The sequence below is a fragment of the Mitsuaria sp. GD03876 genome, from assembly GCF_029840635.1.
Lineage (GTDB): Bacteria > Pseudomonadota > Gammaproteobacteria > Burkholderiales > Burkholderiaceae_C > Roseateles.
Window position 1 is genome coordinate 1 of record NZ_JAOCCU010000026.1, and the last position, 12,990, is coordinate 12,990.

12 protein-coding genes and 1 pseudogene are annotated in these 12,990 nt (G+C 72.7%); 10 read left to right on the plus strand and 3 right to left on the minus strand.

Annotated elements, in window-relative coordinates:
- Positions 1 to 584, plus strand: a 584-nt coding sequence (locus tag N5D62_RS16820) for a YceI family protein (RefSeq protein ID WP_279759011.1), incomplete at its 5' end; no start/stop codon positions are given.
- 120 nt (positions 585 to 704) lie between these two features.
- Here N5D62_RS16820 and N5D62_RS16825 read toward each other — a convergent pair.
- Together N5D62_RS16825 and N5D62_RS16830 are read right to left on the minus strand one after the other, a co-directional pair.
- Positions 705 to 2,249, minus strand: coding sequence for a methyl-accepting chemotaxis protein (locus tag N5D62_RS16825; RefSeq protein WP_279759012.1), 1,545 nt, complete (start codon positions 2,247 to 2,249; stop codon positions 705 to 707).
- Between the two features lie 310 nt (positions 2,250 to 2,559).
- Positions 2,560 to 2,928: a 2Fe-2S iron-sulfur cluster-binding protein gene (locus N5D62_RS16830; protein ID WP_279759013.1), complete on the minus strand. Its 369-nt coding sequence runs from the start codon at positions 2,926 to 2,928 to the stop codon at positions 2,560 to 2,562.
- Between the two features lie 33 nt (positions 2,929 to 2,961).
- Between N5D62_RS16830 and N5D62_RS16835 the strand changes: the two genes are divergently transcribed.
- From N5D62_RS16835 to N5D62_RS16870, 8 genes and pseudogenes are all read left to right on the plus strand, one after another.
- A complete protein-coding gene (locus tag N5D62_RS16835; protein WP_279759014.1) occupies positions 2,962 to 4,899 on the plus strand; it encodes a M3 family metallopeptidase in 1,938 nt (645 codons plus the stop codon).
- Between the two features lie 9 nt (positions 4,900 to 4,908).
- Positions 4,909 to 5,448: a M48 family metallopeptidase gene (locus N5D62_RS16840; RefSeq protein WP_279759015.1), complete on the plus strand. Its 540-nt coding sequence runs from the start codon at positions 4,909 to 4,911 to the stop codon at positions 5,446 to 5,448.
- A 207-nt stretch (positions 5,449 to 5,655) separates the two neighbouring features.
- Positions 5,656 to 6,546 (plus strand): annotated as a pseudogene (locus N5D62_RS16845) (tRNA-dihydrouridine synthase); the annotation flags it as partial.
- A gap of 230 nt (positions 6,547 to 6,776) precedes the next feature.
- A complete protein-coding gene (locus N5D62_RS16850; RefSeq protein WP_279759016.1) occupies positions 6,777 to 9,071 on the plus strand; it encodes a DPP IV N-terminal domain-containing protein in 2,295 nt (764 codons plus the stop codon).
- 106 nt (positions 9,072 to 9,177) lie between these two features.
- A complete protein-coding gene (locus tag N5D62_RS16855; RefSeq protein WP_279759017.1) occupies positions 9,178 to 9,522 on the plus strand; it encodes a translation initiation factor Sui1 in 345 nt (114 codons plus the stop codon).
- A gap of 229 nt (positions 9,523 to 9,751) precedes the next feature.
- The gene (locus tag N5D62_RS16860; RefSeq protein WP_279759018.1) at positions 9,752 to 10,666 is read left to right on the plus strand and encodes a hypothetical protein; all 915 of its coding nucleotides are present in this window, start codon (positions 9,752 to 9,754) and stop codon (positions 10,664 to 10,666) included.
- 246 nt (positions 10,667 to 10,912) lie between these two features.
- Positions 10,913 to 11,458: a hypothetical protein gene (locus tag N5D62_RS16865; RefSeq protein ID WP_279759019.1), complete on the plus strand. Its 546-nt coding sequence runs from the start codon at positions 10,913 to 10,915 to the stop codon at positions 11,456 to 11,458.
- A 184-nt stretch (positions 11,459 to 11,642) separates the two neighbouring features.
- Positions 11,643 to 11,891: a hypothetical protein gene (locus N5D62_RS16870; protein ID WP_279759020.1), complete on the plus strand. Its 249-nt coding sequence runs from the start codon at positions 11,643 to 11,645 to the stop codon at positions 11,889 to 11,891.
- 76 nt (positions 11,892 to 11,967) lie between these two features.
- Here the strand turns inward: N5D62_RS16870 and N5D62_RS16875 are convergent, their stop codons facing one another.
- A complete protein-coding gene (locus N5D62_RS16875; RefSeq protein WP_347881820.1) occupies positions 11,968 to 12,630 on the minus strand; it encodes a DinB family protein in 663 nt (220 codons plus the stop codon).
- Between the two features lie 69 nt (positions 12,631 to 12,699).
- On the opposite strand from N5D62_RS16875, the gene N5D62_RS16880 reads away from it, so the two are divergent.
- Positions 12,700 to 12,945 carry a DUF3297 family protein gene (locus tag N5D62_RS16880; RefSeq protein ID WP_279759021.1) on the plus strand — a complete coding sequence of 82 codons (246 nt, stop codon included), beginning with the start codon at positions 12,700 to 12,702 and terminating at the stop codon, positions 12,943 to 12,945.
- Positions 12,946 to 12,990: the final 45 nt, after the last annotated feature.

A 12,990-nucleotide genomic window follows, 5' to 3' on the forward strand; every position in this document is an offset into this window, starting at 1 on the left:
GCCTGTATCGCGTCGACGCGGCGGCCTCGCAGGTTCGCATCCACGTGTTCCGCGCCGGGCGGCTGGCCAAGGTCGGCCATAACCACGTGCTGGGCGTCGAGCGGCTCGGGGGCCAGGTGTTCGTGCCGGCGGACGGGGTCGCCGGCGCCGGCCTCGAGCTCGCTTTCCGCCTCGACGACCTTGGCATCGACAAGCCCGAATGGCGCGCCCCGCTCGGGGCGGAGTTCGCCAGCGTGCCGTCCGCCGGCGACATCGCCGGCACGCGCGCCAACCTGATCAAGGCGGTCGACGGGGAACGTTTCCCCGCCATCGCGATGCGCAGCACCGCCGTGGCGGGCGCGTTCCCGACGCTGGCGGTGACGCTCGCCGTGTCCTGGCATGGCCAGGTCCGGGAACTGGCGGTGCCGGTGCGCGCCGTCCGCCCTTCGGGGGACGCCGCGCTGCGGGCGCAGGGAGCGCTCGTGCTGCGGCAGAGCGAGTTCGGCATCACTCCGTTCTCGGTCCTGGGCGGGCTGCTCGCCATCCAGGACGAACTGAGCGTCGAGGTCGACGTGACGGCCCGGCCGGCATCGGCCTGCGAGTGAGGCGGACGCGGCCAGGCAGGCCTCGTCGCGTCAGGCGTGCCGCGCGAAGCGGCACACCGGCCGCCGGCGCGGCGGCAGCCAGGGCCAGGGGACGCCGGAGGCCCCCGGGCGCGTGGCCCGTCAGTTCAGCTTGAAGCTCGCGACGGCGTCGACGAGCTGCGCCGACTGGTCCTTGAGGGACTCCGCGGCGGCGGCCGATTCCTCGACGAGGGCGGCGTTCTGCTGGGTCATCTGGTCGAGCTGGCGCACGGCCTGGCCGATCTCGCCCAGCGTCAGCGACTGCGCGGCGCTGGAGGCCGAGATCTCGCCGATGATCCGCGTCACCCGTTCGACGCTGTCGACGATCTCGCGCATCGTCGAGCCGGTCTCGCCGACCAGGCGCGAGCCGCCGTCCACCCGTTCGACCGACGCCGAGATCAGCGTCTTGATCTCCTTGGCGGCCTCGGCGCTGCGCTGGGCCAGCGAGCGGACCTCGCCGGCCACGACCGCGAAGCCGCGGCCCTGCTCGCCGGCGCGCGCCGCTTCCACCGCGGCGTTCAGCGCCAGGATGTTCGTCTGGAAGGCGATGCCGTCGATGACGCCGATGATGTCGGCGATCTTGTTGGACGACTGCTGGATCTCGTTCATCGTCGCCACGACCTGCTCGACCATCTGGCCGCCGCGGCCGGCGACCTGCGACGCGGTCTGCGCCAGGCCATCGGCCTCGCGGGCGGCGTCGGCGTTGAGCTTGACGCCCTCGCCGAGCTGCGCCATCGCGGCGCCGGTCTGCTCCAGGCTGCTGGCGGCCTGCTCGGTGCGGTTGGACAGGTCGGCGTTGCCGGTGGCGATCTCGCTGGAGGCATGGCGGACCTGGTCCGCGGCCGAGCGCACGCCGGCGATGGTGCCGGCCAGCCGGGCCTGCATCTCCTGCAGCGAGCGGCGCAGCGCCGCGACCTCGTCGGTGCCGACGACCTCGCCAGTGCGCTGGCTCAGGTCGCCGTCGGCGATGGCGCGGCTCAGAGACTGCGCCTCGGCCAGCGGCTCGGTCACCGAGCGGGTGATCACCAGCGCGATGCCCACGCCCAGCGCGATCGCCACCACCATCAGCCCGATGACCAGGTGGCGGGTGCTCTCGGCCTCGGCCTGCGCCTCGACCCGCGCGGCCTGCAGCAGGTCGCGGTTGTGCTCGGCGAAGCGGTCGATCGCCACCAGGTAGTCGTTCATCGCCGGGATCAGCTGCGACGCGGCCAGCGGCTTGACGTCGTTGCCGGCGGTCTTCTCCTTGATCACCGCCTCGCGCGCGTCCTGGTACTTCTTGCGCGCCGCGCCGATCTCGTCGATCAGCTTGGAACCGGCGGGGTCGGTGACGTTCTCGTCGAGTTCCTTCTGGATCTTGTCGATGCGCGCCGACAGCTCCTTGGAGCGCGCGGTGAAGGCCTTGACGAAGTTCTCGTCGTCCATGACCAGCTGCACGATGCGGCGCTGGATGTTGCCCTCGGTCAGGCCGGCCCACTGGCGCGACAGCTCCAGCGTGTGCATGTCGACCTCGACCAGGCGCTCGATGCGCTGGTGCAGCACCGACACCCGGACCACGCCGACCGTCGAGGCCACCGCCATCAGCACGATCACCAGCGCGAAGCCGGCCAGCACGCGGCTGCGCAGCCGCCATCGATTCAAGTTGAGCATTTCCAGGTCCTTCTTCTTCGCGTTCGGGGACGGGGCGGGGCCCCGACCTATTTGATAGACGGTCGGAATGCTGCCCGCCAGCGATGAATTCCGATCGGGGGAAATGCGGGGTGGGCCGTGAACTACGGCGCGGAAGCGGCCGGCGCGCGCGGCGCTGTCGGGTTTTCGCGTCGAGCGCGGCATGAATGCGCCGTCAAGGCGGCCCGCCCGGGCAATGAAAGCCGATTGAAAGGCGCCGGAGGCCGACGCCGGCCGATGCCGGGCCGGCGCCCGGCCGCGCGCGCCGTGCAGCCGGCGCGTGCGAGGGCCGTCACCCGCGGGCGGGGGGCGGCGGGACGTCGAACAGGTTGATCGCCTGCGGCTGGTCCAGCACCAGGTCCGCGCGCGCGCAGGCCACGCAGGGCAGGATCCAGCCCTCGGCCTTCTCTTCGCGGGACAGGCCGGGCCACTCGATGCGGTACTCGATCCGCCCGGACACCAGCTTGGCGATGCAGGCGCGGCAGGTGCCGTTGCGGCAGGAATGCGCCAGGCGCAGGCCGTGGTCCAGCGCGGCCAGCAGCAGGGTCTGGTCCTCGGGCGCGTCGAAACGCCAGCCGTGGGGCAGGAGTTCGACCGAGTGGGAGGGCGAGGGAACGGGGGCGCCGCCGGAGTCCCCGGCGGCGTCAGGGGCGTGACTCATGGGCGCATGATGCCTGTGCGCTAAGCTGCCCCGATGCCCAACACCCCGATCCCCGGCTCCGACGCCGTCCCGGCCGCCCAGGCGTTCTTCGACCAGCTCAACCGCGATTACGTCGCGGTGCACAAGCGCAAGGAAGACCTGTTCTGGGCCACCTACATGGCCACCAGCGACGACCACGAGGGCTTCGGCCGCGCCGAGACGGCCTACAAGGCCTTCATCTCCGATCCGGACCAACTGGCCGCGACGCGCGCGCACCTGGCCGCCGTCGAGGCCGCGCCGGCGTCCGACGCGCGCGACGCGCTGGCCCACGGCCTGCGGGGCTGGCTGGGCGTGTTCGACGCCAACATCGTCGACAACGACGAGGGTCGCGCGCTGATGGCCGAGCTGATCGAGGCCGAGCGCATCCTCTTCGCCAAGCGCAAGGACTTCGCGCCCACGCACGTCAACGATCGCGGCGAGACCGAGCCGGCCACGCTGTCGATGCTGGCCACCAACGTGGCGACCAACCCGGACGAGTCGCGCCGCCGCAGCTCCTACGACGCCTTCCATGCGATCGAGCGCTGGGTGCTGGACAACGGCTTCCTGCAGATCGTCTCGCTGCGCAACCGCCTGGCGCGGGCGCTGGGCTTCAGCGACTACTTCGAGATGAAGCTGCGCAAGAACGAGCGCATGTCCAAGGCGGAGCTGTTCGGCATCCTCGACGACTTCGTCGCGCGCACCGAGGCCGCGCAGCAGCGTGCGCACGAGGCGCTGGCGGCCGCGCACGGCCCGTCCGCGCTCGAGCCCTGGAACCTGCGCTTCCACAGCACCGGCGACGTCACGCGGCGCCTGGACCCCTACCTGCCCTTCGGCCCGGCGCTGCGCCGCTGGGTCCGGAGCTTCCGCCGGCTGGGCATCCAGTACCGCGGCGCGACGATGCGGCTGGACCTGCTGGAGCGACCCGGCAAGTACCAGAACGGCTTCTGCCACGGCCCGCTGCCGACCTGGTTCGACGAGCAGGGCCGCTGGCACGCCGGCGAGATCAACTTCACCGCCGAGGCCAAGCCCGACCAGGTCGGCTCCGGCGCGCGCGCGATCAACACGCTGTTCCACGAGGGCGGCCACGCGGCGCACTTCGCCAACGTGACGCAGAACTCGCCGTGTTTCTCGCAGGAGTTCGCGCCGACCTCGATGGCCTACGCCGAGACGCAGTCGATGTTCTGCGACAGCCTGCTGGGCGACGCCGACTGGCTCAAGCGCTACGCCCGCACCGTCGACGGCCAGGCGATCCCGGACGCGCTGATCCGCGACCGCATCGCCGCGGCGCAGCCGATGCGCGCCTTCGACGAGCGCGCGATCGCGGTGGTGCCGTACTTCGAGGCCGCGCTGTACGCGATGTCCGAGTCCGAGCGCACGCCCGAGTCGGTGCTGGCGCTGGCGCGCGCGATGGAGCTGCGCATCCTGGGCGTCGAGCGCGCGCCGCGCCCGATCCTGGCGATCCCGCACCTGCTGAACCAGGAATCGGCCGCCTCCTACCAGGGCTACCTGCTGGCGCACATGGCGGTCTACCAGACGCGGGCCTTCTTCCTGCGCCGCGACGGCTACCTGACCGACAACCCGGCGATCGGGCCGGCGCTGGCCGCGGCCTACTGGGCGCCGGGCAACAGCCTGTCGCACGACCAGACGCTGCGCCGGCTGACCGGCGAGGGCTTCTCGGCCCGCTACCTGGCCGAGGCCTGCGACGAGACCGTCGAGCAGGCCTGGGCGAGCGCGCGCGACACGCTCGAGGCGGCCGAGCGCCGCGGCGAGCGCACCGACGACGGCCTGCCGCTGAACGCGCGGGTGCAGGTCGTGCACGGCGACGAGGTGCTGGCCGACAACGGCGACGGCTCCGAGGCCGCCGAGCGGGCGATGTTCGAGCGCTTCGAGGGCTGGATCGGCGCGCATTACGCCGTGCCGTCGAGCGCGGTGCCGTCGGCCGCGGCGCAGTAAGGCCGGCGCGTGAAGTACCTGCAGGGCTACGCGCCGGCGCTGGTCGCGCAGGCGCGGCAACTGCTCGAGGCCGGCGAGCTCGGGCCGCTGCTGGCGCGGAAGTACCCCGAGCCGCACGAGGTCCGCAGCGACAAGGCGCTGTTCGACTACACGCAGGACCTCAAGCAGCGCTTCATGCGCAACGCCGGGCCGCTGGCGCTGGTCCGCTACGACGCCAAGCTCAAGGTGATCCAGCACGCGCTGGGCACGCACACGCGGCAGACGACGGTGCAGGGCAACAAGCTGAAGTCGCGGCGCGAGATCCGCGTCGCCACGCTGTTCCGCGACGCGCCGGCGGAGTTCCTGCGGATGATCGTCGTGCATGAGCTGGCCCACCTGAAGGAGCTGGAGCACGACAAGGCGTTCTACGCGCTGTGCCACCACATGGAGCCGGCGTACGCGCAGCTGGAGTTCGACGTGCGGCTGTGGCTGAGCGTGAAGGATACCGAGGCCCGCGCCGGCGCGGCCGCGCCGGAGGCTCCAGCCGTTCCAGGCGCGCCGGACGCCTGAGCGGCTCCCGGACTGCCACTTTTTCGGGCAATCCGTAGGAAGCCCTTTGGGATCAACGGCTTGCGCGATTGCTGCGCAGCCTGTGCACGCGTTTATCCACAGGCGGTGTGGACGCCTTCCGCTATGCTCTCGGGCTTTCCAGATCCCGAACCGCGGCGTCACGAGCGCCGCGCCTTCCCCTCGCTCCCAATGATTCTGCTGGCGCCCATGGAGGGCCTGCTGGACCACATGCTGCGCGACACGCTGACCCGTGTCGGCGGCGTGGACCGCTGTGTCTCCGAGTTCATCCGCGTCACCGACCAGCTGCTGCCGCGCCGCGTGTTCACCCGCATCGTGCCGGAGCTGCTGACCGGCGGGCGCACGCGCGCCGGCGTGCCGGTGCGGGCGCAGCTGCTGGGCTCCGACCCGCAGTGCCTGGCCGAGAACGCCGCGCGCCTGGCCGAGCTGGATCCCGAGGGCATCGACCTGAACTTCGGCTGCCCGGCCAAGACGGTGAACCGCCATCGCGGCGGCGCGGTGCTGCTGGACGAGCCCGAACTGGTCGGCGAGATCGTCGCCGCGGTGCGCCGCGCGGTGCCGGCGCGCATTCCCGTGTCGGCCAAGATGCGGCTGGGCAACGAGGACCGCGCCCGCATGCTGGACTGCGCCCGCGCGATCGCCGCTGCCGGCGCGTCGGAGCTGGTCGTGCACGGCCGCACCAAGCGCGACGGCTACAAGCCCCCGGCCTACTGGGACCAGATCGCCGTCGTGCGCGAGGCCGCCGGCATCGACGTCGTCGCCAACGGCGAGGTCTGGACCGTCGAGGACGCGCTGCGCTGCCTGGAGGAATCGGGCTGCGCGTCGCTGATGCTGGGCCGCGGCATGGTGGCCGATCCCGGCCTGGCGCTGGCCGTGCGCGCGGCGCGCGGCGGGCAGGGCGCCGCGCCGCTGCCGTGGGCCGACGTGATCCCGCTGATGGAAGGCTTCTTCGCGCAGGTGCGGCGCAAGGTCGCGACCCGCCACCAGGCCGGGCGGCTCAAGCAGTGGTTGCACTACCTGCGCCGCCGTTATCCCGAGGCCGAGGACACCTACCAGCGCGTGCGCACGATCAATGCGCCGGACGCGCTGGCGCTGACGCTGTTCGGCCGCGCGCTGGATCCGGCCGCGCCGCCGCCCGAGGACGGCGACGACGGTCTCGTCGACGCCTCCCAGGCCTGCGAGGCCGACCTGGAAGCCGGGACCGGCCGCGACATCGACATCCATGGCGACGGCCACAACGACCACGACCTCGACACCGACCGTCCCCCCGTTCCCGATCGACAACAAGACAGCGACTCGCTGATCGCCGCATGACCGCTTACCGTCCGACCCCGCGCCTGCTGGCGCTCGCCGCCGTGCTCGCGCCGGCGCTCTCGATCGCCGCGGCGCCGGCGCCCGCCGCCTCCGCGGCCGCGGTCACGCCGCTGGCGCTGGAACGCGTCTTCGGCGATCCGCCGCTGCAGGGCCGCACGGTCCGCCAGGCCGAGATCTCGCCCGACGGCGCCTGGGTCAGCTACCTGCGCCCGTCGCAGGCCGACAGCGAGCAGCTCGAGCTCTGGGCGCAGCCCGCGGCCGGCGGCGCGCCGCGCAAGCTGGTCTCGGCGGCCGAGGTGCTCGGCGGCCGCAGCCAGCAGCTGACCGAGGCGGAACGCATGGCGCTGGAGCGCAAGCGGATCTCGCAGGGCGGCATCACCGGCTACCAGTGGTGCGGGCCCTCGGGCAAGACGCTGCTGTTCCCGTTGTCGGGCGACCTGTACCTGGTGCGGCTGACCGACCAGGGCCCGCAGGCCCGGCGCCTGACCACCGACGAGCAGGTGCCGGAGCAGGACCCGAGCTGCTCGCCCGACGGCAGCCGCGTCGCCTACGTCAAGGGCGGCGAGCTGTGGGTGCAGCCGGTGGAGGGCGGCGGCGCGGCGCGCGCGCTGACCCAGGGCGCGACCGAGACCCGCTTCTGGGGCCTGGCCGAGTTCATCGCCGCCGAGGAACTGAGCCGCCAGCGCGGCTACTGGTGGTCGCCGGACGGCAAGCAGTTGCTGGCGCTGAACGTCGACGAGGGCGAGGTGCCGGTGAAGACGCGGGCGCAGATCTTTGCCGACCGCACGACGATGACGCAGCAGCGCTACCCCGGCGCCGGCGAGAAGAACGCCCGCGTGACGGCCTGGACGCTGCAGGTGGCCGACGGCCGCGCGACGCCGCTGCCCCTGCCCGCGGACGCGGAATACGTCGCCCGCGCCGGCTGGTTCGGCGACGGCACGCCGTGGCTGCAGACGCTGACGCGCGACCAGCACAAGCTGGCGCTGACCGAGTACGCCAACGGCACCGGCCCGGGCCGCACGGTGATCGACGAACGCGATCCGGCCTGGGTCGAGGTGCACGACGACCTGCTGGAGATCGACGGCCTGACCCTGTCGGGCCAGCCCGCGCTGCTGTGGTCGAGCGAGGCCTCGGGCCGCCGCCAGCTGGTGCTGGTGGATCGCCGCACCGGCGAGCGCCGGCCGCTGACGAACGAGCCGGAGCCGGTCGCGCATCGCGTCTGCAGCGACGGCAAGACGGTGGTCTACGCGGCGGCGCGCGACCGCGGCCGCTCGCGCGAGTTGTTCGCGATCGACCTGGCCGGCGCGAGCCGGATGCTCGACGGCGCGCGGCCGCGCCAGTGGCGCGACGCGCGCGGCGACGGCGATTGCGCGCGCCTGCTGGTGACGCGCGGCGCCTGGGGCGAGCCGCCGGCGCTGTCGTTGCAGGCGGTGAAGCCGGCGACGCCGGGCGAGGCGCCGGTGGCGCTGCCGGGCGACGCGCCCGATCCGCTGCTGGCGCGCGTGGTGCCGGTGCCGCGCGTGGTCGACATCACCGCCGCCGACGGCCGCACGCCGCTGAACGCGCTGTACTTCGCGCCGCTGGACGGCCAGCCCGGCCCGCACGCGGTGATCACGATGGCCTACGGCGGCCCCGGCACGTCGACGGTCAACTGGAACTGGAACCGCGACACCGCGCTGATCGCCTACTGGCAGCGCCGCGGCTACGGCGTGTTCACGCTGGACACGCGCGGCATGCAGAACCGCGACCGCGACTTCACCCGCGCGCACCGGCACGCGTTCGGCGAGGTCGACGTGAACGACCTGTTCGCCGCGGTGCGCCAGCTGCCCAGGCAGGTGGCGGGCGTCGATCCGAAGCGCATCGGTTTCTTCGGCTGGTCCTACGGCGGTTTCCTGGCCGAGCGCGCGATGCTGGACAACGGCACGCCGCTGGCGGCGGCGGTGGCGGTCGCGCCGCCGACGGACTGGACGCTCTACGACACCGCCTACACCGAGCGCTACCTCGGGATGCCGCAGGACGGCAAGGGCGGCCAGACCGCGCCGTACCGGCAGGCCAACCTGGTCGGCCGCGCCAAGCTGCTCGACAAGCCGCTGCTGATCGTGCACGGCACCGCCGACGACAACGTGCTGTTCGAGCACACGCTTCGCCTGACCGAGGCGCTGCAGAACGAGTCGCGGCCGTTCGAGCTGATGGTGTATCCGGGCAAGGCGCACGGCATCGCCGGGCGCGGCGCCAAGCTGCACCTGTACCGCACGATCGACGCCTTCTTCGCGCGGACGCTGGCGCGCTGAGCGCGCCTTCGGGCAAGCGAGGGCAGGCGAAGGCGGGCGAGAGCGGGCGAGGGCAGGGAACGCAAGGCCGAGGCACGCACGCGGGCCGGGCAGCAGGAGTTCAGCGATGGCGCTGGTGTATTCGACGGAGGGCGGGCGCACCTGCCCGCAATGCCGGCAGGCGCTGGCCGACTGCCGCTGCAAGGCGCAGGCGGCCACGGCGGTGCTGGGCGACGGCAAGGTGCGGGTGCGCCGCGAGACGGCCGGCCGCAAGGGCAAGGGCGTCACGGTGGTGCTGGGCCTGGCGATGACGGCGGGCGAGTTGACGGAGGCGGCCAAGAAGCTCAAGGCGGCTTGCGGCACCGGCGGCACCGTCAAGGACGGGACGATCGAGATCCAGGGCGATCACCTGGACAAGGTGATGGCCTGGCTGACGGCGGCGGGATTCGCGCCGAAACGCGCGGGCGGTTGAGGCGGCGCGCCTGAGACGGCGCGGCTGACGCAGCCGCGGCATGGCGCGAGGCGGTGCGAGCACGTCGCCGGCATCGCGGCGGCGGCGCGCACGCCAACGGAGCGAATCCGCCGGGAGGCGGTGGCCGCGGGCCAGCCGAGCGGGCGAGCGCGGCAGGGACGGGGCATTGGCGCGCACGGGACCGGGGCCAAGACTGGCCGTCCCTTCAATGTCCTCGAAAGGACCCGCCATGCAAGCCGCGACTTCCTCCCCGTCCGAGATCGACTCGACCCAACGGCACCCGGCCGTGACGATGCTGCTGGACTGGTACGCGTGGGTGACGGCGCACCTGCCGTTCCTGCCGCTCCCCGCGATGCCGGTCATCGCGCAGTTCCTCGACACGCTGACCGCGCCCGCGGCACCAGCGGCATCCGCGGCATCCGCTGCATCCGCGTCACCGGCGGATTCAGCGGTTGCCACGCAGGCCACGGAGGCCACGGAGGCCACGGAGACCGGGACGATCGTGCCGACTGTTCTTGCGCCCGTTCACGACGATGGCGTGCCCACCGAACCCAACGAACTCAACGAACCCGGCGTTTCCGAGGAGACCGGGCCCGGCCAGGAGCAGGAGCAGGGGCAGGGGCAGGGGCAAATCGTCGAGCACATCGAGATCATTGAGGACGACAGCCCGCTCGGCGGGCTGCTCAACGAGTGGTACGAGGCCAACCGGCAGCACGAGGGCAACAGCCTGGCGCCGACCCTGGACATCGGTGTCGCGCGGGACCAGGCGACCTTCGCGTGGAACGAGCCGATCCTGCTGTCCCTGCGCGACATCCAGACCCTCGACCAGCACCACGTGCCCGTGGAGGAACTCCAGGCCTGGGCGCAGCGCCAGCAGCAGGACCGCGTGTACGAGCTGTCCGGCTACGACGTCGACATGCGTCATGCGCGGATCGGCGTGAGCGGGAGCGCGGGCGACCCGGGCCTCGGCGTGCTGCTGGAGATCCGCGGCGGCAGCGTTCGTCCGCTGGAAGTCCTGTCCAAGGAGGACGATGGCCGCGAGGAGCCCGAGGCCCTCATCTGGATCGCGCGCTCGATCATCGACGCGGGTTTGCCCATCGAGTTCCGCGGGGCTTACCCGGTGATGGGCGACTGGGTGGTCTGAGCCGACATCCGTGAATTCCTTGCGGCCCGCGCCGGCTTCATGGGCCCGGCGGGCCCTTGCCCAGGGGGAACGGCGCGTCGACGCCGCCTGGGCGCTGGTAGAGTGCGCGCCGCCTGAGAGCACCACGAGCGGCGCGACACGCCGCCTCATACCGCCTCACACCGCCTCACACCGCCTCAGGCGGCGCGATGCGCCGTCCCCCCTCACACCACACGCGGCGCGGAGCGCCGCCTCCAGGGAGTTCCCGTGTTCCATCGTTCCTCCGCCCGTCGCACGCTGCGCCGGGCCGCGCTGCTGTCCGTCTCGTCCGCGCTGTGCCTGCTCCTGAATGGTTGCGGCGGCGGTGGTTCCGACGATTGCGACCTCGGCAACGGCTGGGGCTTCAGCTACAGCCCCAGCGAAGTGGCCAATCCCGGCTTCGTGCTGACCTACAAGCAGGGCGTGGCCAACCGCTGGACGCTCAACGCCAACGCGATGAACGCCGCCTGCACGCGCGGCCTGAAGGTCACGATGCGTCCGAACAACGCCGAGCTGCCCGGCGGCGCCGGCCTGCCCAACGGCATCACGCTCAACGCCGGCACCGGCGAGTTCTCCAGCCCGGTGCTGACCGCGCCCATCGAAGGCATCTGCCAGACGCCGACCGGCGGCATCGAGGGCCTGTCCAAGAACCGCGTCTGCCCGGCCGGCCAGGTGCTGACCGACCGCCGCTTCGTCATCGACATCCAGACCGACGTGATCAACACCGGCGCCAACCCGGTGCCGACGCTGATCTACTTCCGCCCGGCGCCCTGAGCGCCACCGCTGGCGAGCGCCGCGCGCCGCCGCCGCCGTGACAGGCGGCCGGCGCCCGCGCGAGCGAGGGGGCCCGCTGGAAACAGGCGGCGCAAGCGCGACGTATGCACGCGCGTACCGCCGGGCGCGGGTCTAAGGTGGACTCGACCGGCCCGACCTCCTCCCCGGGCCTGGGAGTCCGTCCATGAGTCCGTCCCAGTTCGCCGCGCTCCAGCGCGACACCCCCGTCCGCGCCTGCTCCGGCCAAGGCCGTTTCCTGCTGCGCTTCGAATCGCTGTTCCACGCCGGCCGAGGCCTGTCCTTCCCGTGCGACGAGCGCGGCCAGGTCGCGCTCGACCAGCTCAGCGAACACGCGCGGGAGAACTACCTGTTCGCCCGCGCCGTCGTCGGCCACGAGTACGCGACGCCGGTCGTCCAGCGCTGCGACGAATGACGCGCCCGGGCCGGGAAGGCCCGGCGGGCTGGTCTTCCGGCCGACGAGTGGCGCGCCCGCCGTCGGCGCGCGGTCCTCAGCGCGCGGCGTCCCGCGCCGCGTCGTACTGCCCCAGCACCCACTGCAGCCCGGCCAGGTGCTGCTGGTCGTGGCTGCACAGGTAGTGGATCAGCGCCTTGAAGGTCAGCGGGCCGTAGCCCTCGAAGCGCGCCCGGCGCGCCAGCTGCTCCGGCGTGACCGCCGCCAGCATCGCGATCGTCTCCTGGCGCGCCCGCGCGAACGCGGCCAGCGCGGCCGCCGGATCGTCCTCGCCGTAGCGGCGCTCCCGCGCCAGCGCGTCCGTGTCCAGCGACGGCAGCAGCGGATCGTCCTCGGCCAGCGTGCGCCGGATGCGCTGCTGGTAGCCGTCGATCTCGATGTCGCGCACGTGGCACAGCTGCTCGATCGCGGTCAGCGGCTCGCTCGGGACGCCGTCCCACGACGGCGGCGCCCAATGGCGGGCCTCGGCCGGGAACAGCGAGAAATGCGCGGCCAGTTGGGCCGGGAAGGCCGCCAGCGCGTCGAGCGTGACCGCGTCGACCGCCGACGTGGCGGCGGTCGCGGGGAGCGAGGCCCCGGCCGCCGAGGCCGCGGTGGCAAATCCTGCGGTCGCAGATCCTGCGGCGGCGGCGGCGGGCAGGGTGGGGTTGGCGGGGTTGGCGAGCGGCGCTGGCTGACGGGTGTTGGCGTTGGCGTTCATGCGGCTGATGTTAGGACGCCGGACTGCGGGACAATGCCGCGTTTTCCGATTCCCCTGCATGACCCCGCCATGAGCGACACCACCCGCCCCGACCTGCCCGACCACCTGTCCATCGATCCGCGCAGCCCGCATCACAATGCCGCGGTCTTCGAGCACGACATCGGCATCCTCTTCAACGGCAAGGAACGCCGCGACGTCGAGGAGTACTGCGTCTCCGAAGGCTGGATCAAGGTCCCCGCTGGCCGCACGCTGGACCGCAAGGGCCAGCCGCTGATGATCAAGCTCAAGGGCAAGGTCGAAGCCTTCTACAAGTGAGCATGGCGCGCGGCGGTCGCGGCGGTCGATGCCCGCGCCGATCGC